The following is a 22,288-nucleotide window of genomic DNA, read 5'->3' on the forward strand; positions in this document are numbered from 1 at the left end:
TGTACCTTTGGGTTTCATTCAAAAACCGTATGGAAATTACATTCTACAAATACGAAGGCACCGGAAATGATTTTGTGATGATCGACAACCGCGAGCTTACCTTCCCAAAACACAATACTAAATTGGTGGCGCATTTGTGCGACAGACGTTTCGGGATTGGTGGCGACGGATTGATTCTGCTTGAAAATGATCCTGATTCCGATTTCAAAATGGTTTATTACAATTCTGACGGAAACCCAAGTTCGATGTGTGGTAATGGCGGACGTTGCATTGTCGCTTTTGCCCAAAGTCTGGGCATCATTAAAAATCAGGCAACTTTTGAAGCGATTGACGGTTTGCACCATGCGAGTACTTTTGACAGCGAAATCGTATCGCTACAAATGGGCGATGTGGATGCCATCGATATTGAAGAGGATTATGTTTTTCTGAATACCGGATCGCCGCATCATGTAACTTTTGTGGATGATTTGCAACATATGGACGTAAAAAATCAAGGTGCCAGAATCCGTTACAGCGAATTGTACGGCAAGGCGGGAAGCAATGTCAATTTTGTAAAGCAGATTGATGATGTGACATTTGCCATCCGGACATACGAAAGAGGCGTCGAAGATGAAACGCTTTCTTGCGGAACTGGCGCCACAGCCGTAGCGATTGCCATGCATGCTTTGGGAAAAACGACATCACATTCAGTAGAAATTAATGTCGAAGGAGGTGCTTTGACGGTTTCATTTGATAAAGAAGGAAATCGCTACACGAATGTTTTTCTGAAAGGCCCGGCAACATTTGTATTTAAAGGAACTATCACATGCTGACCTTAAAAGGAGATTCCATTTACCTGCGCGCGCTCGAACCCAATGATCTTGAGTTTCTGTACGCAGTTGAAAACAACGAAGCCATTTGGGAAGTCAGCAATACTCAAACACCGTACAGCAGATTTTTGATCAAGCAGTATCTGAAAAATGCGCATCAGGATATTTACGAAGCCAAACAATTGCGATTGGCAATTTGCAAAGACAAAAATTTTCCAGCTATCGGACTGATTGATTTATTCGATTTTGACCCGAAAAATAACCGTGCCGGTGTCGGAATTATGATTCAGAATCAGGAAGATAGAAGTATTGGAATTGGCAAAGAAGCCTTAGGATTACTGATTCAGTACGCTTTCAGAAAGTTAAATTTGCATCAATTGTACGCGAATATCGCTACCGAAAACCAACCGAGTTTAAGTCTTTTTACTACTTTTGGTTTTGAAAAAATCGGAACCAAAAAACAATGGAACCTCGTTGATGGCAAATACAAAGACGAAGCCATGTTCCAACTCATCAATCATCCACTTTAAACCATCACATTTTGAATTTTAAAAAAATCGCCGCCCTTTTTTCCGTAGTCCTGATCACAGGTTTAATGATCTACGGCTATATGCTTTACCGCGACATTTTCTCGAGCAATACCAAATTTACGACGGATGAAGTTTACGTATTGATCCCGACCGATGCGGATTACGCTACCGTCAAGAAAGTCATCAGCCCTTACATCAAAGATATGGAGCGTTTTGATAAGGTCGCCGAAAAGAAAGAATATCCGCAAAGACTCGAAAAATCGGGAAGGTTTTTATTGAAGAAAGGCATGAACAGCAACGAGATCATCAATTCGTTGCGCCAGAATGTTCCGGTTAATATCGCATTCAATAATCAGGAAAGATTGGAGAATTTCGCGGGCCGCATCGGAACGCAGATTGAAGCCGATAGTTTGAGTTTACTTAATGCATTCACCAATCAGAAATTCCTCGATGAAAATGGTTTCACCAAACAAAACGTTTTGGCGATGTTTGTCCCGAATTCGTATGAGTTTTTCTGGAATACATCTGCTGAAAAATTCCGCAACAAGATGGCCAAGGAATACCGAAAATTCTGGACCGACGAGCGTTTGGAAAAAGCAAAGAAACTAAATTTGACCCCGATTCAGGTTTCTATTTTAGCTTCCATCGTGCATAAAGAAACAGTCAAAAAAGATGAAAGGCCAAAAGTGGCCGGTGTGTATCTCAATCGTTTAGTAAAAGGCATGAAACTCGAAGCCGATCCAACAGTGATTTATGCGGTGAAACTTCAGTCTAACGATTTCAACCAAATCATCAAGCGCGTTTTGAATAAAGATTTGGCGACCAATTCCCCCTACAATACTTATATGTATGCAGGTTTGCCACCCGGACCGATTGCAATGCCCGACATTACGGCGCTTGATGCAGTTTTGAATCCTGAAAAGCACGACTACATTTATTTTTGCGCCAGCGTCACGCGATTTGGCTACCACGAATTTGCAGTAACGCCCGCACAGCATGAAGCCAACCGCCAAAAATACGTCGCCTGGATTTCGAATCAGGGTATAAAACGATAAATTTTGAAATCAAACCCATTCGTCATAGCGGTATTTTTGTTCATGGTAGTACCGGCTGTTTTTGGGCAAGGCAAAATCGATTCTTTTCTTAAACCTGTCGATACTCTAAATGTTCCCAGAAGAAATACGCTTGTTGTTTCTGAAGTAGCGCTTTCGGCTGCTGTTATCGTGGGTTTGAATCAGGTTTGGTATGCTGATTATCCGCGCTCAGATTTTCATCTAATCAATGACAATGCAGAATGGTTGCAGATGGATAAAGCCGGCCATGTGTTTACGTGTTATCATTTCGGAAGTTTTGGGAAAAGCGCTTTGCAATGGAGTGGCGTCAGCAGGAAAAACCAACTGATTTATGGTTCGACGATCGGATTTGCCTTCATGTCAGCTGTTGAGGTTATGGATGGTTACTCTTCCAATTGGGGCGCTTCCTTAGGCGATGTCGCTGCGAATGCTGCCGGAACCGCTTTGTTCGTCTCGCAGGAATTGGTTTGGAAAGAACAGCGTATTGTTCCGAAGTTTTCTTTTCACACTACACCTTATGCTTCCGCAAGACCGAATGTTTTGGGAAGTTCTTTAAACGAACAGGTTTTGAAAGACTACAACGGACAGACTTATTGGCTTTCGGTCAATCTACATTCGTTTTTTAAGCAATCCAAAATCCCGAAGTGGTTTAATGTTGCGGTGGGTTATGGAGCGGAAGGCATGATTACCGGAAATGACGAATTGGTCAACACCGTTTTTCTGCCAGAATCGGAAAGATTCAGACAATTTTATTTCAGTTTCGACGCCGATTTGACAAAAATTGAAACGAAATCCCACGTTTTGAAGACTATTTTTCAACTTTTCAACACCATCAAAATTCCTGCTCCAACGTTTGAAATCAATGGTCGCGGCGGTTCCAGATTCCATTATTTATACTTTTAGAAAACTTTAACTGATTGATAGTGAATATCTTATTATTTGTTGTACATTTGCCCCGCAGAAATTTCTCGGGTGACAGGTTGAGAAGAAAATCAATGTATGTTAAAAAAATGGGCATTCTACAGTAGTTTAACTTTAATAATCGCTTATTTAAGTTCAGGTTTCAAACCTACCGATTCTCAAAATCAAGATGGGTTGCAACCGATCAATCAGAAAGAAATGTCTTATTTGTTTCCTTCCCAAGATGAGAAGGATTACGCCAACCTCAATGTCCCTTTTACCGGAAAATTTTTCATAGGTTTCAAAGAAGCGGTCGCTTTTAAGGAATCTCAGGGGAAATACCACAAAGTCAATTCTTTGGGCTACATGGGAAAATACCAATTTGGAGCGGAAACTTTAGCTTCCATAGGAATTCATGATAGTGTGGCGTTTTTGAACAATCCTAAATTACAGGAAAAAGCTTTCGTAGCGCTTTTGTCTAAAAACAAATGGCAACTTCGTGATGAAATTGAAAAATTCTCAGGTGCCATCATTTCAGGCGTTAAAATCACAGAATCCGGAATTTTGGCTGCAGCGCATTTAGGTGGAGCCGGTTCTGTTAAACGATTTTTGAACAGCAACGGAGCCAAAAAATGCAAAGACGATTATGGCACTTCGGTCAAGAGTTATATGCGGGATTTTGGTGGTTACGAAACCAGCGGGATTATTGCAGATAACGATCCAAAAGTGAAATAACAAAAATCAATTTTTGAAAATATAAACCTGTTGAAAGACGGGTTTTTTTATGCCTAAAATTTATGGATGATGAAAATCGTCGGACGGTTGTGCAGGTCGATTTTGGTTTTCTTCCAGTCCTGAATCCGCATCGTTTTGATGTATTCAGTCGGTAAAGTAATATCACAAGCCACACAAAGATGCGTGCTTGGTTGCATAGCCTGAACAATATCTTCGAGTAATTTGTTGTTGCGGTAAGGTGTTTCTATAAAGATTTGCGTCTGGTTTTTATCCGAAGACAATTTCTCCAAATTTTTCAAAGCGGTTTTTTTTTCGGATTTATCAATCGGGAGATAGCCGTTGAATGCGAAACTTTGACCGTTCATACCGGAAGCCATCAAAGCGAGTAGGATTGAAGACGGGCCCACTAAAGGAATCACCTGAATGCCTTTTTCATGCGCAATTTTTACAATCACAGCGCCAGGATCAGCCACTCCGGGACAACCGGATTCGCTCATGATGCCAATGTTTTTTCCTTCAAGACAAGGCTGAAGCATTGCGTTGTGTTCGGATACTTGGGTATGTTTGTTTAAAGTGCTTAGGCGCAAAGAAGCCTGTACTTTTTCAGGATGGATGCTTTTGATGAATTTCCTGGCGGTTTTCTCGTTTTCGACAATGTAGTCGTCGATGAAATCAATAGTGTTTTTAATGGTAATCGGCAAAACCTCCAAAGGATCGTGATCTCCTAAAGTAATCGGGATTAGGTAGAGTTTTCCTGTAGTCGTCGGTTTCATCGAAAAGGATTAAGAGTGTGTTGCGATTAGTTTTTCAGCAATGATGTCACAGGTTTCGTCAAGCATTTTATAGACGCTGTCAAAGCCGAACTGCGAACCGTAATAAGGATCCGGAACATCTACATTTTCCCCCGGAAAAAGCTCATTGAGAATGAGTTTTACTTTGCTTTTCTGGTCTTCATTTTTTGCCATCGTGATGACGTCATTATAATTGCTGTTGTCCATCACATAAATGTAGTCATAAGCATCGAAGTCTGAAACGCTGAAATGTTTCCCGCGTTGATGAGAAATATCCAAACCGTTTTTCTTGGCCACTGCAATCGAACGCTCGTCAGGTTGCTTTCCGACATGCCAATTTCCGGTTCCGGCGGATTCTACAACAAATTTGTTCTTAGGAAGTTTAGAAGCCAAAAGTCCTTCTGCCAATGGCGATCGACAGATGTTACCAAGGCAAACCATTAAGATTTTAATCGGCATTTTTACAAGGATAATTTTTTATGGATGTCCTCCACAAATTTTTTGAATTGTTTGTCCGTAGCCACTAAGTTGTCCACCGTTTTGCAAGCGTGTAAAACCGTAGCATGGTCGCGATCTCCAATTTGTGAACCGATATTGGCCAAAGAAGCTTTGGTGAATTTCTTAGCAAAGAACATCGCCAATTGTCTCGCTTGAACCACGTGTCTTTTTCTGGTTTTTGATTGCAAAACTTCAAGATCCAATTGGAAATAATCGGAAACAGTTTTCTGGATGTATTCGATTGAGATTTCGCGTTTGACATTCTTTACGAATTTCTCAACGACATGTTTGGCCAAATCAATCGTGACTTCTTTTTTGTTGAAAGAGGATTGAGCAATCAATGAAATGATGGCGCCTTCCAATTCTCTAACATTCGATTTGATATTGCGCGCTACATATTCGATGATTTCTTCAGGCATATCCACGCCGTCGCGATATAGAATGTTTTTTAAGATCGAAATTCTTGTTTCATAATCCGGTTGGTGCAATTCTGCGGACAATCCCCATTTGAAACGCGACAACAAACGTTGCTCAATATCCTGCATGTCTACAGGCGCTTTGTCTGAAGTCAGGATGACCTGTTTGCCGTTTTGGTGCAGGTAATTGAAGATGTGGAAAAACACATCCTGCGTCCCTGATTTTCCGGATAAGAATTGAACATCATCAATAATTAAAACGTCAATCAGTTGGTAAAAATGGATGAAGTCGTTTCTGTTGTTTTTCTTAACAGAGTCGATATATTGTTGGGTGAAAATTTCCGCAGAGATATACAACACGGTTTTTTCAGGGTATTTGTCTTTAATCTCCACGCCGATAGCGTGCGCCAAGTGTGTTTTTCCCAAACCGACACCGCCAAAAATAAGCAGCGGATTGAAAGAAGTTCCTCCGGGTTTGTTCGCTACAGCCATACCAGCAGAACGTGCCAAACGGTTGGAGTCACCTTCAAGGAAATTCTCAAAACTATAATTCGCGTTTAATTGGGATTCGATTTTTAAATTTCGGATGCCGGGAATGACAAATGGGTTTTTTAATTCAGGGCTCAAATTTTTAAACGGAGCATCGACTTCCTGAGGTTTCATAGAACTTCTGTGAGCGCTCGGAAGTTGTTCGGTAAAAGGTTGTTTGTTGCCGTAAGTGTTCTCCATTTTTATTTTGTAGAGCAATTTGGCATTTTTTCCCAATTCTTTGGTGAGGGCTACTTTTAATAATTTCACGTAATGTTCTTCCAGCCATTCGTAGAAGAATTTGCTAGGAACTTGAATGTATAATGCATTATCGGTCAGCTCAACAGACTTAATCGGTTCAAACCAAGTTTTGTAAGCTTGGTCCTGGATATTGTCCTTTATGAAAAGCAGACAATTTTCCCATACTGATTGCGCAGTTTTGCTCATATTATTTAGTAAATTTGTATTTTTATTAAAGGTTCTCTTACAAAGAAAATCAGTTGATTTTTCCTTACTTTTTGGGGTAACAAATATGTGAACAAAAATCGTTAAAAAAAAATAAAATTGAGGTTGATTTATTAAAAATATTATTGTAAGACACTCTCTTTTGCCTTCGAAAGGTAGTGAAAAATACTAAACAAACAGACAATATGGAGCATCAAATTCAGGTACGCGTTCGTTATTCGGAAACCGATCAGATGGGCGTCGTTTACCATGGCAATTACATCCCTTATTTTGAGATTGGTAGGGTAGAATGGCTCAGAGACAAAGGCGTTTCTTACAAAAGTCTTGAAGAAAGTGGTATTGCGCTTCCGATTGTTTCGATGACTTTAAATTATAAAAAACCAGCGCGTTATGATGATCTGCTGACCGTGAAAACGATCTTCAAAAAACACAGTTCGGTGAAGATTGAATTCGACTGTGAAATCTGGAGCGAGCAAAATGAGTTATTAACAACAGCCTACTTTATTTTGGTGTTCGTCGACATGAAAACCGGGCGGCCGATTACACCTCCGGATTACATCAAAAAAGTGATGAATTTGTAATTATTCCTTCAAACGGATGCTGATTTCAAACATATTTTGAAAAGTCTCCAAAACAGCTTTAGCATTTTTCTTTCTCGTGGCGATTTCAATCTCGCAATCGTTTTCCATTTTTTGGGCAACCATTGCGAGGTTTTTCTCTTTGATGACGCGCATCACTTTGTTCATATTCTTGTAGTCGAAAGCAATCAGGTAATGAATATCAATCGTTTTTTCTACAATCGATGAAGCTTCAAGTGCCATTTGTGCCGCAGTTTTATAGGCTGAAATCAATCCGCCTACACCCAATTTAGTGCCACCAAAAAATCGCACCACAACGATAAGGATATTGGTCAGTTCGTGTGACTGGATTTGTCCGTAAATCGGCATTCCTGCAGTATTACTGGGTTCGCCATCATCGTTAGCGCGAAAGGTTATTTTTTCGGTTCCGATCTGATAAGCATAACAAAAATGAACCGCGTTGAAGTGTTTCTTGCGCAAAGGTTCGATCAAAGGTTTGACTTGTTCCTCAGAATCTAACGGAAAAGCATAACCGAAAAACTTGCTGTTTTTTTCTTTGAACAGAATTTCTTCAGAAGGGAAAGCGATCGTCTTGTACGTGTCTTTGACTTCCAAAAGCGGTTAGAGTATCTTTTTCTCAAACAAATCCACGACATCTTCCTGACCGACTTGCAGGTTCCAGACCTGAATGCCCAAAGCGGCGGCGGCATCGGTATTTTCTTTTTTGTCGTCTACAAACAAAGTGCGTTTCGGTGACAAGTCATGTTTTTTAAGGATGTAATTGAAGATTTCCGGATCGGGTTTGCGCATGCCCATCTCAAAAGAATAATAGACTTTTTCGAAGCATTGGTAAAAATCGCTGAAAAATGACATGCCCGCCATATGTTCGAAACGGCTGATATGAATGGCATCAGTGTTGGTCAGCAAAAACAAGCGGTATTTTTGGGAAAGCATCTGGAGAAACTCCAAACGGTATAAAGGAAATTCGCCGATTACGGAATTCCAGGCTTTACGGATATCGAGCAAATCAGCATTCGGGATGTATTTCTGAAAACCTTCAATGAACTGCAATTCGGTGATTTTGCCTCTTTCGAACAAATCATTCATGTTCAACAAATCTTCATTTGGCCCGTCTAAACCTAGTTTTTTAAACTCTAAAATGGAAGTTTCTTTTTCAAGGTTGACAAAAATATCGCCAAAATCAAATATAATTGTGTTAATCATGGTTTCTAAAAATTAAAAGTTCATCATCAATAATCGATTTTCTGAGGATTGCTTTCGCCTCCAAATGAGGTGCTTTGATGCCATTTTCAATGAAAACAGTCCCTCTAAAAACCCGCGCTTCATCCCAAAGATTCTCGTCAATGAAAGTCTGTAAAGTTCGCCTTCCACCTTCAATAATAACCGACTGAATTTCATGCTGAAATAAAAAATCAGCAATCTGTTTCCCTATGTTTTTGGTGTAATCAATCTCGTTGGCAGTAAGCACAAAGGTTTTCGATGTATTTTCAAAGATATAATTTTCTTTTGAAATTCGATGGTGTTGGTCTAAAACAATTTTAACAGGATTCCGTCCCGTCCAATCTCGAACGTCGAGCCTTGGATTGTCATCAATCACCGTCTGTGTGCCCACTAAAATCGCCTGTTCTTCACTGCGCCACTGGTGCACGAGCTGTCTTGAAAAAGCGTTGGAAATCCAAAAAGGTTTTCGGGCTCCGGCTTCAACAGCTTTTCGAAATTCGGCTGTGGGTGCGATAAATCCGTCTTGGCTTTCGGCCCATTTCAATATAATATAAGGTCTTTTTTTGTTGTGGAAAGTAAAAAAACGGCGGTTCAATTCGATGCATTCCTGTTCCAAAACGCCCACAATAACTTCTTGACCCGAATCGATAATTTTCCTAATTCCGGCTCCTGAAACTTTGCTATTCGTATCGGTCGTGCCCACGATAACAGTCGGAATTTGATGCTTGATAATCAAGTCGCAGCAAGGCGGTGTTTTTCCGAAATGGCTGCAAGGTTCGAGGCTCACATACAAAGTGGATTGACGTAACAATGTTTTATCTTTTACAGCGTTGATCGCATTCACTTCCGCGTGTGGGCCACCGTAAGCGGAAGTATACCCTTCGCCAATAATTTTGCCATCGTAAACAATTACAGCGCCGACTGACGGGTTTGGCATCGCTGCAGGCAATCCGTTTTTTGCCAGTTCGAGGCAGCGTTTCATGTATTTTTGATGTATCTTCACGGCACAAAAATAAGACTTTACTTTTACATGGGAACGATGATCATCAGACCGATTCAGCAACACGATAATGCGCAAATAGCAACTGTAATCCGAAAGGTTTTAACCGATTTGAATGTGCCGAAAGTCGGAACTGCTTATGCCGATCCGCAACTCGACTTCATGTTTGAAACATACAACCAACCGCGGGCTGTTTATTACGTTATTGATCATGAAGGTGAAATCGTCGGAGGCTGTGGCATCAGTCAACTGGTAAATGAAGCGGCAAGCACATGCGAACTGCAGAAAATGTATTTTCTTCCCGAAGCCAGAGGTTTGGGTTTGGGCATTCAAATGATTCAAAAATGCCTCGAAAGCGCTAAGAATTTCGGATTTGAAAAATGTTATCTCGAAACCATGCCGTATATGGAAGCCGCGCAGCAACTCTACAAAAAAGTCGGTTTTGACTATATTTGTGCGCCGATGGGAAATACAGGACACGTTTCCTGCCCAGTCTGGATGTTGAAGGATTTATAAAAGCGCCGATGCAAATCAAAAATTACAGAGCTTATTTTATCGAAACCCTAACGCCGATCTACGATGCGATGGAAACGGAAAGTTTTTTCTATTTAATTCTGGAAGAACGCAATCGCATGAAAAGAATCGATCTTGCGTTGCAGCCTGAAGCTACTTTTACCGAGCAAGAAATCATCAATTGGAATGCTATTCTGGAACAACTTCAACAGCAAATTCCGATACAATATATATTAGGTAAAACGGTTTTCTACGGATTGGATTTTGAAGTTGATGAAAATGTACTCATTCCGCGACCCGAAACCGAAGAACTTGTCGAGTGGATTTTGTCAGATTGTAAGGCTCAAAAACTGGAAGATTTTAAGATTCTCGACATCGGAACAGGTAGTGGATGTATTGCGATTTCATTGGCCAAAAATTTACCACAAGCCGAAGTTTCAGCTATCGATGTTTCTGAAAGTGCATTAAATATTGCTACTAAAAATGCTACTTTGAATCAAGTCGAAGTAAAATTTATCCGTAAAAATATTTTAGAAACGGAAGATTTGAATACAAAATTTGATATTATCGTTTCGAATCCACCCTATGTTCGCAACCTTGAAAAAGCCGAAATCAAAAAGAATGTTTTAGAATACGAACCGCATTTAGCATTGTTCGTTGAAGATCACGATGCCTTGCTGTTTTACAGGAAAATTGCCGCTTTGGCCCAAAAAAATCTCAAAGAAAATGGGCAACTCTATTTTGAAATCAATCAATATTTAGGAAGCGAAATGATGGCTTTATTGCAGTCAATGGGTTTTGCTGATATTGAATTACGTAAAGATATTTATGGCAACGACCGCATGATGCGTGCCGTCAAAAAGTAATTATTCGTAACGTAAAGCTTCAATCGGATCGAGTTTCGAAGCTTTCAAAGCAGGATAAGAGCCCGAAACAATCGCCACAATAAAAGTAGTCACGAAAGCCGAAACAATCGCGGCCCAAGGCGTTACAAAATCGAAAGTCAGAAGCGACGCGATGCCGTAACCAGCTGAAATTCCCAGAATAATTCCGAAAATCCCGCCCATTTGCCCGATTACTAAAGTCTCGATAAAAAATTGGGTGGCAATCGTACTTCGTTTGGCGCCTAAAGCCTTTCTGACCCCAATTTCGCGGGTGCGTTCGGTGACCGAAACGAGCATGATGTTCATCAAAGCAATCGAAGATCCGAAAATCGTAATGATTCCGATGACCCAAGCCGAAAGTCCGAGATATTGCGTGATGCTCAGAATTTTATTGATGAGGTCGTCGCTTCTTGAAATGCCGAAATTGTCGTCTTTGATCGGAGTCAATTTTCGAACCCTTCGCATCGTAATGTTGGCATCGTCCACGGCTTGGTCGAGCAGTTCTTTTTTGTCGACCATGACGCTGATCGTATAATTGATGTTGGGTGCGGTGAATAAAGACCGCGCAATCTGAATCGGAATCATCACGCGCAAATCCTGGCTGTTGCCAAAGGTCGAACCTTTTTCTTTCAAGACGCCGATGACTTTGAATTTGGCGCCGCGGATTGAAATGACCTTATCGATCGGGTTGACATCTTTGAACAAATCCTTTTCAAAATCCGAACCGACCACACAGCAATATGTATTGTTGGAAATGTCGAATCCTGTAAAATTCCTTCCTTGGGTGGTTTCGAGTCCGGAATTCACCAGAAAATAATCGTCGACGCCCATCACGGTAATTTCGGGATCGGTTTTTTTGTTCTCGAATTTGACTTCCGCCGTGCTAACCGCCGTAAATGAAAGCGAAGTATGTGTTAAAGGGAAATTGTATTTTTGTTTGAACGCCACCGCTTCAGGATAAGAAATAATCGGATTGATGATCTCGCGTTCGTTACCACCTCGGTTCCGGGTTTCAAAAGCATATTGGTTGATGTTGAAGGTGTTCGATCCCATTGATGCAAAATCACTCGAAAGCGTGTTCTCCAGCGCGGCTACAACCGTCAGGATGCAGACCAAAGCGGTGATTCCGATGGCGATAATCAGTACCGTGAGAATGGTTCGCAACAGCTGCGTTCTGATCGACCCTAAGGCAATCCGGATGTTTTCCTTGAATAATTTTAGCATGATGCGAGTTTGTCACGAAATTACAATTTTTGTTACAAGTTTGCTTTTGGCGCGGATTATTTATTTTAAAATATGATATTTGCAAAGCGATTGCGAGCTGACTGTTTTCGGCAATCCAAAGATCTCAAAATCCAACAATCAAAATAATGGCTCAGAAACCAAGCATACCTAAAGGAACCCGCGATTTTTCACCGATGGAAGTGTCCAAAAGGAACTATATTTTTTCGATCATCAAACGCAATTTCGAACAGTACGGTTACCAACCGATTGAAACGCCGTCGTTTGAAAATTCGGAAACGCTGATGGGAAAATATGGCGAGGAAGGCGACCGTTTGATTTTTAAGATTTTGAATTCGGGTGATTATCTTGACAAGGTTTCCACAGAGGAATTACAAGAAATTAATTACAAAAAGCTCACCGGAAAAATTTCCGAAAAAGCGCTGCGTTACGACCTAACTGTTCCATTCGCTCGCTATGTAGTGCAACACCAACATGAAATTGATTTCCCTTTCAAAAGATATCAAATCCAGCCGGTTTGGCGCGCCGATCGTCCGCAGAAAGGCAGGTTCAGAGAGTTTTATCAGTGCGATGCCGATGTTGTGGGTTCCACTTCACTTTGGCAGGAAGTCGAGCTTGTGCAGTTGTACGATGCCGTTTTTTCAGATTTAGGTTTGAAAGGCGTGACTATCAAAATCAACAACCGGAAAATATTGTCCGGAATTGCTGAAGTCATCGGAGCCAAAGACAAACTCATCGATTTCACTGTGGCGTTGGACAAACTCGACAAGATAGGCGAGGACGGCGTCAAAAAGGAAATGGTCGAAAAAGGCATTTCGGAAAGCGCAATCGAAAAAGTACAGCCGTTGTTCCATTTCACAGGAAGCATCGACGAGAAAATACAAAAACTATCTACTTTATTGGCTACTTCAGCTGAAGGGATGAAAGGCGTGGAAGAACTTCAGTTCATTTGCGACAACCTCACCAAATTAGGACTGCGCGAATCTGTTTTAGATTTGGATGTGACTTTAGCGCGCGGCCTGAATTATTACACCGGAGCCATTTTTGAAGTCGCGCCACCAAAATCCGTTGCGATGGGTTCTATCGGTGGCGGCGGAAGATATGATGATCTGACCGGCATTTTCGGGTTGAAAGATATGAGCGGTGTCGGGATTTCTTTTGGTTTGGATCGGATTTATCTTGTGCTTGAAGAACTCAACTTATTTCCTGAAACCGTGACGACTTCGACCAAAGCTTTGTTTATCAATTATGGTGAAAAGGAAGCGTTCTATGCGATGCAGGCGATTCAGAAACTTAGGCTTGATGCGATTAAAGTGGAACTCTATCCAGACGCGATTAAAGTTGGAAAACAATTTGCTTATGCCGATAAAAGACAAATCCAATATGCTGTGATTGTCGGCGAAACCGAAATGCAAGAACAAAAATTCGGATTGAAAAACCTGCAAACCGGCGAACAGACTTTACTTTCTTTTGAGGAATTGAAAGAACAGTTGGCTTAATCATCAAAAAAAATAGACTTTAAATTACGAATGCACGAACGGAAACTTAATTCAATTCGTGCATTTGTTCGTTTTACTCCAAAAAAAAAGCTTCCCATTCTGAGAACGAGAAGCTTTAACCTTAATTTGGGGAAAAAAGGGGAATTATTCAATAATTATTTTCTTGCTCAAATCGCCTTTGGTGGTGACCACTTTCACGATATAAGCGCCTGTACTGACATTGACGACAGGAATTTTAATTTTTGTCTGGTCTGCATTCTTAACATCCCATGATTTGATTGATTGGCCTAACATGTTGTAAAGCTCCACAGTTTTGATTGTGGCATCTGACATGGTGTTGCTGATGTTGATCATATCATCAGTGTTTGTATACGATACGATTACTTCTTTGCCTAGTTCAAAATCATTCGTTCCTAAAGCTGAATTGGTGAAACGAAGTGAGAATCTGGTATCATAAGTTCCTACCGGCAAATTGATTTCAAAATTATTGCTACGGATATCATGGTACTCATCGGTCACATTATCATGGATGTAGATATTTTGATTCGCATCAAGGTTTTCTGTGTCATCCAAAGTGAATTTTACGTTTCCTTCTGCACCATTTTTCACGCTCAAAGGCAATATTTTGCTGTCGCTGAAGGCATCTACACCTTGAATCACGAGGTTTTGTCCCGGAATCGCAAAGTAGAAATCATTCGGCTGGATATCAAGTTGCGGTGCATCATAACCTGAATCGAAACCTTCTGTCGCGAATTCGTTCATGAATCCCAGGAGAATCTGACGGTGGGCACCATTCACGGCATCGAACCCTAAACGAATTTTAGAGAAATTGGTGTTGTTCTCGGCGATTCGGTCTTCGTGGTTGTCAAAACGGCTGTCAACGATTGATGCTGTTGCGTTGTTTTGTCTGAACATCACATTAGATGTTGGGTCAGTTTCTTTAATGAAAGCTCTTTGGCTGTTATCGAAAGTGATGTTTCCGCCACTTCCGCTTCCGTATACCAAGAATCCTTGTCCTACAGGGATGAATCTGGCTGGGATTCTTGAACTCGATCCTGCACCGCTAATACCAGCAGGTGCTACCGGAGGCGTTCCACCTACAAGATTTCTTGCTGCGTAACCACCCTGATATTCTACCAGATTGTGCGAAGTGTTCGTGTTGTAATGCTCCCAGAAATATATGGCTCCTGTAGTTGAAGCGGTATTGGCCGCAATAAACGCATCAGCATCGATAGCAGAAGCATAAGGGTTTCCACACAAGTTCAAATTACCTCCGGCAATCGGTACGGTGATCGTTCCGTTGTTTGGTTTTCCTACAAAGGTGTAATTCTGATTGGCTGTAGCTGCGCTGCTTCCTTTCATCGTAAATCCTTGTGCAGGATTTAAACTTCCGTTTTGTCCTACAGCGGCCCAGTTCGCATATTGAGGCGTCAGGTTCTGGAATTTGAAAATCCAGTAGCTGCTCAACGTAATCGGAGAAGTTGCGGCACCATTGTATCCAGAAGTCCAAGTGATGTTCTGGATGTTGTTCGGATCGGTTCCGTCACGCAACACGCCGTTTACAGTAAAGGCATTGTTATTCGTTGTCGCGCTCAATCCGCCCACAGGTGATGACCAGTAGTTGTAATTGAACTTATTCGATTGACCTTGTTGGTCTCTTTCTATTGAACCGGCACTCGTCGCATCGAGTTCACTGTTGGTCGACTGCACCAATTGTGATTTTCCTTGCAAGTCGATTTTACCATCGAGTTTCAAATACCAGTCATTTTGGATTTTAGTATCGTTATTCATCGTGATGGTTACACCCGGATCTACGAACATTGCCAAATCGGTGGAGTTTGCAGTTTCGGTAATATTGTGTTTCACCTGAATGATGGAATAATCATAATCTGTAACATCCAATCCTCGGATATCTTTAGTAGCATCGTTAACAGCTGTAGCGAATGTTCCTGTAGTTTTCGTCACGAAAGGCATTGGCGCTTCCTGTACTTTGATCACTTTGTGGTTGTAGATTTTCATTCCGGTACCAGTATCGATACCTGAAGTGATTAAATTATCTACGATATCATCTTTGTACGCATCCATTCTGTAATATCTTAATATGTTGCTGTAAGCCAAACTTCCTATGTCTTTAGGCACTATGGCACCTCTGACTTCAGTTCCGTTGTTTTGAATTTCCTGATATACCATGCGTTGGAATTGGGAATCCGTCAACGCGGTATTGAATACTCTAAGCTCATCAATTTTACCTTTGAAGTAAGTGTTGGCCGCACTAGGGTTTTTACCCAAAGTCAATACGCTGGAAGCGATACTTCCTGTGGCTGCACCAGAATTGACCATCACACCGTTAAGGTATAGTTTTACAGTGGCTCCGTTGTAAACTGCACCGACATGATACCATTGTGAGGTATTGAGTGCTGTAGTGGTGTAAGCGACAGTCGTTCCGTTGACAATAGCTTCTAAGTTCCTGCTGCTGTTGATGCGCAATTGGAAGTTAGGGGTTCCAGCAATAACTCCTGTGGCAGAAAATGCACTATTAAGGTCGATCCAAGCCATCATCGAAGTATTGGTCAATACGCCAAGCGCTGTAGCATCCTGTCCGTAATCGTTTCTACCGTCGAAGTCTAAGAACAGTTTTCTGTTGAGATCTCTTGGAGAGCCTAGTGCTGCTGTATTGGTATCGAAAGCGTCGATGATTCCGTCTTTATCGGTATCGGTTGCGCCGTCAATTTTACCATCGTTATTGGCATCGAGTGAAGCATATAAAGAGCCTGCAATATCGGTGATACCATCATTATTGGAATCAACCTGTAAATAATCAGGGTTGCCGATACCGTCGGTATTTTGAGTGTAAGGTCTTACGGCTGTTCCGAATCCGCTTAAAGTATCGTAAATATCCAAGATACCGTCACGATCCGTATCCACGCCATCGCCTTTACCATCGCCGTTAATATCACCGTCGCCCATGTTGGCAATCGCTTCATCTACGTCGAATAAGCTGTCATTATCACTATCCAAATCGATAGCATCTCTTGCGCCGTCACCGTCAGTATCTGGAACTGAGTTGTTGACTCCTGTGTATATTGGGTCGATGACGTCATTCATTCCGTTCAGGTTGGCATCTGTCCAAGTTCCGCTGAGGCTCATTTTAGAAGTTCCGCCACTGTATTGTTTGAAACCGCCTTCTTCGATATCGGCAATGCCGTCATTGTCTGAATCAAGGTCGAACAAGTTGGCTACACCATCGGCATCCCAATCGCAATAGGTTTGCGTGATTAAGATATCGTCCATAGCAAAGTCATTTCCACCACCACCTGGGGCGTTGTTTCTAATTTTTACCATGAAATCGGTGACGTTTCCAAGATTTACAGTAGTAGAATAATTCAACCAGTTGGATAATGATGGTCCACAAGTATTGTCAAGCGGATCCGTTGCAGAACATCTTCCGATATCGCCGGTGTTGTATGAAGTATATAAAGTCGCCCCAGTAATATCTCTAAATTCAATGGTAATGTTTGGTTTAATGGTTCCGCCAAGATTACCTTGTCGCATGATATTCATGACCCAAAATCCGAATGAGATTGGCGCATTAGGCAATACACCGTTTATTAATACTTGGTAGAAATAGGTTCCGGCAGTATTATCGGCGTTGTAAATGGCCATCCTACCGTTGGTGTCAGCAGGCGTATGGTCTAACTGATCAGTCCATGCCAAACTTTGGTGCACACTCTCTGGGTAGGCTGCATTTGAATTGTGGGAAATATAATAATTTACACAATATTCACCATCATCCAGACGAATGGAACCATTGCTACCACAATTATTCGCATTTCCGGCAATTCCGTCTTCATAACAAGAAGTAGTAGAAGCTCCAGGAATGTTGATGTTGATCAAACCTCTTGTTTTTCCTGAACCAAAGGTTTCATTCAAAAACGTTTGGGTAATGGCACTTGCAAAAGGAGAAGCGACACAGCTTGATTGCTCTAAAGTATCTACGATTCCGTCGTTGTCATCATCGAGGTCAAAGTTATCCGTTACGCTATCGCCGTCTGTATCTACGTAGGTTCTTACACCAGTGGCAGTGATTGAGAAATTAAATGGATTCTCATCGATATCGTTGTTGGCAATAGATATTGTAGCAGTCTTAACGCCTAACACAGTAGGGTTGAAAGAGATTTGCAATATTGTTGACGCTCCGGAAGCAACAGAAGCGGCCGGCGCTCCGGTTATTGTAAAGTCACTAGCATTGGCTCCAGCAATAGTAATGGCGCCAATAACCAAAGGACCTGTACCAGAATTCGTGATGACATAATTCGCCAATACGTTTCCGTTTTCAATAGAAACGGTTCCAAAATCAGTCCAGTCGTCTTGAGAAGGAGAACTGTCGCCATCTACGATATTGGTATATAAACCTGAAACCGCTATTTCACTTGTTGAGGTTGCGCTTATACCAAATATATATGGGTTTTCATTACTATCATTGTTAGGGATATTGATGGTCGCAGTTCTTACACCAACCACTGTAGGTGCGAAGGTTACTACAAAAGTACTTGTGGTTGTTCCGGCTACGATGGCACTTGGAGCCGTTGAGATGCTAAAATCTCCAGGATTTGCTCCTGTTATTGTAATTGCTCCAATGTTTAAGTTCATCGTGCCCGTATTTCTGATCGTGAAGGTTCTTGTAATGGCAACATTACTAAAGTCCGTCCAGTCAGAGGTGTTTGGTGACATGTCACCAGTAGCGATTGAAGAACCGTTTCCTTGAATGTCAATTTCTTGAGCTACTCCTGTTCCTTGCAAGGTAAAATCGTAAGGGTTTTCGTTAGCATCATTATTTACAATTGACATGATGGCACTTCTTGTTCCAACAGCCGCTGGCGCAAATCGAACCACAAATGTTGTGCTGCTGTACCCTGCCACTGATGCACTAGGAGGTGTTGTGATTGAGAAATCTCCTGGGTTTGTTCCGCTAAAGGTAATTGCTCCGATTGTCAGTGCTGTGGCACCTGTATTGAAAATCGTAAATGTTCTTGAGGTAGCGGTCGTACTGAAGTCTGTCCAGTCTGCCGTTGTTGGAGAGTTATCACCATCGACAATAGAAACACCATTTCCTTGAATGTCTATTTCGTTATTGATTGCCGTTCCACGGATGGAGAAATCATAAGGATTTTCATCGGAATCATTATTTACAATTGAAATTGTTGCGTTACTAGTTCCAATTCCAATTGGGGTATACAATACTGTAAAAGTGCTACTAGATCCTGCGATGATAATAGCCGCTGGAGGAGAAGAGATACTAAAGTCGGCCGCATTTGCGCCTGAAAAGGTAATCGCTCCAATGGTCAGTGGCGAAGTTCCTGTATTTCTAATGGTGAATGTTCTTGTTGTAGTTACGTTACTAAAGTCAGTCCAGTCTGCTGTAGTAGGAGTAGTGTCACCATCTACAATTGAGGTGGCATTCCCTAGAACGTCCATTTCTTGAGCAGTTCCAGTTCCTTGTAATGTATAATTGAATGGGTTTTCTGTTAAGTCATTATTTGCAATATTGATCATTGCCGTTCTCACACCCACTGCTGTAGGGTCGAATGTAACTACAAGAGTAGTGCTTGCTCCTGATGCAACAGTGGCACTTGGCGGCGTTGTTACTGTAAAGTCACCCGGATTTGTACCTGAGAAGGTAATTGCTCCAATGGTTAAAGTGGCTACACCAGTATTGTTGATTGTAAAAGTTCTGGTGATACTTCCCGTATTAATATCTGTTGTTCCGAAGTCCGTCCAATCTGCTACAGTTGGCGTAATATCACCATCTACAATATCAACGGCATTTCCTAGAACGCTTATTTCTGGTTCGGTTCCTGTTCCTTGCAGCGTAAAATCATACGGATTTTCATTACTATCATTGTTGACAATAGACATCGATGCTGATCTCACTCCTCCTGCACCAGGAACAAAAGTGACCACAAATGTTGTACTTCCGTATCCTGCCACCGTTGCAGCTGGTGGCGTAGTTACAGAAAAGTCTGTTGGATTTGCCCCGCTGAAAGAAATGGCACCGATGGTCAAACTAACCGCACCCGTATTTTGAATGGTGAACGTTCTCGTCAGTGATCCGGAAACGGCTACCGTTGTTCCGAAGTCTGTCCAATCTGCCGCAGTAGGGGTAACGTCTCCATCAACGATAGAGGTACTATTTCCTTGAATGTTTATTTCCTGAGCTAAGCCTGTTCCTTGGATAGAAAAATCATATGGATTTTCATCAAGGTCATTGTTTGCTATAGAAATGGATGCCGTACGAACTCCAACTGCTGATGGTGTAAAAGTAACTACAAAAGTAGTACTCGAACTAGCGCCAACGGTTGCGCTTGGTGCTGTGGTTACGGAAAAGTCAGCTGCATTTGCACCAGATATGGAGATTGCTCCAACACCTAAGGTACTTGAACCTGAATTTCGGATTGTAAAAGTTCTTGTTGATGCTGTTCCAAAATCTGTCCAATCAGCTGCTGAAGGCGTGATGTCTCCATCAACGATTGAAGTGGCATTTCCTTGTACATCTATTTCGTTAATAAAAATGGTTGCCGTAACGGCTACTCTTGGAGCAGAATTACACGTACCATTAAATGACTGTACATAGTAAGTAGTGGTCGAAAAAAGAACTGGAGTTGTAAAACTGTTTCCCGTTCCTAATGATCCTCCACCAGTTGCGTTTGCATACCAAGATATGGTACCTGAAGAAGCTGTTGCAGCTAAGGTAACCGATCCTGATCCAATTCTTGAAGCAGGGGTCGTACTTGTTATAGTTGGTGAACTTAATATAGTAAGTGTTTTTGTTGAAGTTACCAAGCTGCAAACAAGACTGTAAGCTGTAAGCGTAAGAGTAACACTTCCTGCTGCGATATCTGCAGCGCTTGGAGTATAAGTACAAGTGCTTAATGAATTAGGATTTGCAAAAGTTCCTGTGCCACTACTAGTCCATGTAACACTCGAGTGATTTGAAGCGCCTGACCCGAAAGTGATGTTTACCGCTCCATCGCTAGAACAAGTTGTAATATTAGAACCCGCGACAGCTGTCGGTTTTTCGTAAACAGTTAGAAACTTGGAGGAAATTACAACACCGCATGGTGCATTTCCTGTTGCGTTTAATGTTATCGTTACCGTTCCTCCCGCTATATCCGAAGCACTTGGTGTATAGGTGCAAAGTGTCAATGAATCTGCGTTTGTAAAGGTTCCAGTCCCACTTGATGTCCATAAAACGGAAGTATAGTTGGTGGCGCTTGCACCAGAAGTAATGTTGAACGATGTCGATGTTGAGCAACCCGAAATATTGCTTCCAGCAACAGCTGTAGCCGAATCAGCTATATTTACGGACGTTGTATTAAAACTACTGATGACAGTACTACAACCGGCACCTGACGAAAGGTTTGTAATCGTAACAGTAGTAGTCCCTATATTCAACAAAGGCGTTGTAATAGTACCTGTACCCGGACTTCCTGCCGTGAATGTCATCGTAGCAGTATTTCCCGTGGCTGAAGTTGCTCCGGATAAATTATAAGTTACTGTATAAGTTCCTGAAGGTAATGTTGTTGATCTTAACGTAACGGTTGCAGCCGAAGCATTACAAAATGGTCCGTTATTGGTTGCCGCTACTGTAAGGGCGTATGTAGGACATGTCCAGGATACAATGACCTGACCATCGGCTCCGTTTCCACCTATAGTATTGGCAGAGCCTGAGGAGTTTTTATCTCCTGCGCCACCACCACCACCACCAGGTGTAGCCGTGTTGTCTGATCCGTTATTAGTATTCGACCCTCCATTTGCACCTGCACCTGCGCCAGTAGGTACTGGAGTAGGAGCATTAATACCCGTAGTGTTGTTCCAAGGATTTGGACCTGACAAACCATTGCTTAAGGTTCCAGCAGAAGTTGCTCCGGGTCCACCATGTCCTGTATTTGCATCTCGTCCATAACCACCGGTTCCTCCATTGTATTTGGTTGTACCGATACTGGCAGAGCCTAAACCACCGGTACCACCGATACCACCGATACCGCTTACTGGAGGATTACCACCGTTTCCACCTTTGGCCATTACTGTGCCTGCGGTACTGAACCATGAATCTCCTCCGTTTCCACCGATACCACCTGCAACGGCCGTTCCACCAGTACCAATTGTAACGGTATGGGTTCCGGGTGCTATTGCGAGTGCTGGATTGGTACTATAAGCACCACCACCACCACCACCGGCACCATCGGATGTTGTTGAATTTCCTCCACCAGCACCACCAGCACCCCAAGCCTGAACCTGAACTGTTGTAACCCCAGCAGGAGCAACAAATACTCCTGAAGATGTAAAGGTTTGTGTGGTCTGTGAATAACCTAATGTTACTAATAGCAAAAAGCCTATTAGTATAATTTTTTTCCTGTTTAATAATGTAATTGTTTTCATAACTTCTTTTCCCCCGAAAGCGGTTTTAGTTAATATGTAATCATTTAACAAACCAAAAGTAGTCAGTGAAATTTAATTTACAAAATTTTTTATCGACAAAATACACAAAACATCGATGAAATGCATGTTTTTTAATAAAAAATAAT

17 protein-coding genes are annotated in these 22,288 nt (G+C 41.9%); 9 read left to right on the forward strand and 8 right to left on the reverse strand.

The genetic code is table 11. The features are described from left to right. The first annotated feature begins 29 nt into the window (after positions 1 to 29). The 5 genes from dapF (at position 30) to Q0058_RS12060 (ending at position 4,047) form a co-directional block, all read left to right on the forward strand. Complete coding sequence (gene dapF, locus Q0058_RS12040; RefSeq protein WP_298224267.1) at positions 30 to 812, forward strand: diaminopimelate epimerase; 783 nt, start codon at positions 30 to 32, stop codon at positions 810 to 812. Then, positions 806 to 1,339, forward strand: a complete 534-nt coding sequence (locus Q0058_RS12045) for a GNAT family protein (protein ID WP_298224269.1) — start codon at positions 806 to 808, stop codon at positions 1,337 to 1,339. The genes dapF and Q0058_RS12045 overlap by 7 nt, the downstream gene beginning before the upstream one ends. A gap of 11 nt (positions 1,340 to 1,350) precedes the next feature. After that, positions 1,351 to 2,394 carry an endolytic transglycosylase MltG gene (gene mltG, locus Q0058_RS12050; protein ID WP_298224271.1) on the forward strand — a complete coding sequence of 348 codons (1,044 nt, stop codon included), beginning with the start codon at positions 1,351 to 1,353 and terminating at the stop codon, positions 2,392 to 2,394. A gap of 42 nt (positions 2,395 to 2,436) precedes the next feature. Further along, on the forward strand, positions 2,437 to 3,315 hold the full coding sequence (locus Q0058_RS12055) for a DUF2279 domain-containing protein (RefSeq protein WP_298224501.1): 879 nt from the start codon (positions 2,437 to 2,439) through the stop codon (positions 3,313 to 3,315). Positions 3,316 to 3,411: 96 nt separating this feature from the next. Beyond that, positions 3,412 to 4,047 carry a peptidoglycan-binding protein LysM gene (locus tag Q0058_RS12060; RefSeq protein WP_298224273.1) on the forward strand — a complete coding sequence of 212 codons (636 nt, stop codon included), beginning with the start codon at positions 3,412 to 3,414 and terminating at the stop codon, positions 4,045 to 4,047. A 53-nt stretch (positions 4,048 to 4,100) separates the two neighbouring features. Here the strand turns inward: Q0058_RS12060 and Q0058_RS12065 are convergent, their stop codons facing one another. From Q0058_RS12065 to dnaA, 3 genes are read right to left on the reverse strand one after another with little or no spacing between them, the layout of a single operon-like run. Then, a complete protein-coding gene (locus tag Q0058_RS12065) occupies positions 4,101 to 4,820 on the reverse strand; it encodes an SAM-dependent methyltransferase (protein WP_298224275.1) in 720 nt (239 codons plus the stop codon). Positions 4,821 to 4,829: 9 nt separating this feature from the next. After that, a complete protein-coding gene (locus tag Q0058_RS12070; RefSeq protein ID WP_298224277.1) occupies positions 4,830 to 5,297 on the reverse strand; it encodes a low molecular weight protein-tyrosine-phosphatase in 468 nt (155 codons plus the stop codon). Between the two features lie 2 nt (positions 5,298 to 5,299). Next, positions 5,300 to 6,727, reverse strand: coding sequence for a chromosomal replication initiator protein DnaA (gene dnaA / locus Q0058_RS12075; RefSeq protein ID WP_298224279.1), 1,428 nt, complete (start codon positions 6,725 to 6,727; stop codon positions 5,300 to 5,302). A 203-nt stretch (positions 6,728 to 6,930) separates the two neighbouring features. Between dnaA and Q0058_RS12080 the strand changes: the two genes are divergently transcribed. Further along, entirely contained in the window at positions 6,931 to 7,326 is a 396-nt protein-coding gene (locus Q0058_RS12080) for a thioesterase family protein (RefSeq protein ID WP_298224281.1), read from the forward strand. Here the strand turns inward: Q0058_RS12080 and Q0058_RS12085 are convergent, their stop codons facing one another. From Q0058_RS12085 to ribD, 3 genes are read right to left on the reverse strand one after another with little or no spacing between them, the layout of a single operon-like run. Continuing rightward, complete coding sequence (locus Q0058_RS12085) at positions 7,327 to 7,938, reverse strand: YigZ family protein (protein ID WP_298224283.1); 612 nt, start codon at positions 7,936 to 7,938, stop codon at positions 7,327 to 7,329. 6 nt (positions 7,939 to 7,944) lie between these two features. After that, on the reverse strand, positions 7,945 to 8,547 hold the full coding sequence (locus tag Q0058_RS12090) for an HAD family phosphatase (protein WP_298224285.1): 603 nt from the start codon (positions 8,545 to 8,547) through the stop codon (positions 7,945 to 7,947). After that, positions 8,540 to 9,568 carry a bifunctional diaminohydroxyphosphoribosylaminopyrimidine deaminase/5-amino-6-(5-phosphoribosylamino)uracil reductase RibD gene (gene ribD / locus Q0058_RS12095; protein WP_298224287.1) on the reverse strand — a complete coding sequence of 343 codons (1,029 nt, stop codon included), beginning with the start codon at positions 9,566 to 9,568 and terminating at the stop codon, positions 8,540 to 8,542. Before ribD ends, Q0058_RS12090 begins: the two co-directional genes overlap by 8 nt. Before the next feature lie 27 nt (positions 9,569 to 9,595). Between ribD and Q0058_RS12100 the strand changes: the two genes are divergently transcribed. Beyond that, positions 9,596 to 10,081 carry a GNAT family N-acetyltransferase gene (locus Q0058_RS12100; RefSeq protein ID WP_298224289.1) on the forward strand — a complete coding sequence of 162 codons (486 nt, stop codon included), beginning with the start codon at positions 9,596 to 9,598 and terminating at the stop codon, positions 10,079 to 10,081. A gap of 8 nt (positions 10,082 to 10,089) precedes the next feature. Next, positions 10,090 to 10,944 (forward strand): peptide chain release factor N(5)-glutamine methyltransferase, encoded by an 855-nt coding sequence (gene prmC / locus Q0058_RS12105; RefSeq protein WP_298224291.1) that lies wholly within the window; start codon positions 10,090 to 10,092, stop codon positions 10,942 to 10,944. On the opposite strand, the gene Q0058_RS12110 is transcribed toward prmC, so the two are convergent. Further along, positions 10,945 to 12,186, reverse strand: a complete 1,242-nt coding sequence (locus Q0058_RS12110; protein WP_298224293.1) for an ABC transporter permease — start codon at positions 12,184 to 12,186, stop codon at positions 10,945 to 10,947. 146 nt (positions 12,187 to 12,332) lie between these two features. Here Q0058_RS12110 and hisS point away from each other — a divergent pair, with 146 nt between their 5' ends. Then, positions 12,333 to 13,703: a histidine--tRNA ligase gene (hisS, locus tag Q0058_RS12115; protein ID WP_298224295.1), complete on the forward strand. Its 1,371-nt coding sequence runs from the start codon at positions 12,333 to 12,335 to the stop codon at positions 13,701 to 13,703. A gap of 144 nt (positions 13,704 to 13,847) precedes the next feature. Here hisS and Q0058_RS12120 read toward each other — a convergent pair whose 3' ends face one another. After that, complete coding sequence (locus tag Q0058_RS12120) at positions 13,848 to 22,142, reverse strand: choice-of-anchor D domain-containing protein (RefSeq protein ID WP_298224297.1); 8,295 nt, start codon at positions 22,140 to 22,142, stop codon at positions 13,848 to 13,850. Positions 22,143 to 22,288 lie beyond the last annotated feature (146 nt).

This window comes from Flavobacterium sp., assembly GCF_027484705.1.
Taxonomy (GTDB): domain Bacteria; phylum Bacteroidota; class Bacteroidia; order Flavobacteriales; family Flavobacteriaceae; genus Flavobacterium.